General features: G+C 65.4%; 1 protein-coding gene. It reads left to right on the top strand.

What is annotated here, in order from left to right; genetic code table 11:
- Positions 1–491, top strand: a 491-nt coding sequence (locus NQV17_RS37845) for an SDR family NAD(P)-dependent oxidoreductase (protein WP_257776168.1), incomplete at both ends; no start/stop codon positions are given.

The following is a 491-nucleotide window of genomic DNA, read 5'->3' as shown; positions in this document are numbered from 1 at the left end:
GGCAAGACCGCAGTCGTCACGGGCGCCGCAAGCGGCATCGGCAAGGAAATCGCGCTGGAGCTCGCGAAAGCGGGCGCGGCCGTGGCGATCGCCGACCTGAACCAGGACGGCGCAAACGCGGTTGCCGACGAGATCGTCAAGGCAGGCGGCAAGGCGATCGGCGTCGCGATGGACGTGACCAACGAAGAAGCGGTCAACAGCGGCATCGACAAGGTGGCCGACACGTTCGGCTCGGTCGACATTCTCGTGTCGAACGCGGGCATCCAGATCGTCAACCCGATCGAGAACTACGCGTTCTCCGACTGGAAGAAGATGCAGGCGATCCACGTCGACGGCGCGTTCCTGACGACCAAGGCCGCGCTCAAGCACATGTACAAGGACGATCGCGGCGGCGTCGTGATCTACATGGGCTCGGTGCACTCGCACGAAGCGTCGCCGCTGAAGTCGGCGTACGTGACGGCCAAGCACGGGCTGCTCGGTCTCGCGCGCGT

Origin of the sequence: Burkholderia sp. SCN-KJ (assembly GCF_024656005.1) — a bacterium.
GTDB lineage: Bacteria > Pseudomonadota > Gammaproteobacteria > Burkholderiales > Burkholderiaceae > Burkholderia.
This window is presented reverse-complemented; position numbering and strand designations above follow the sequence as displayed.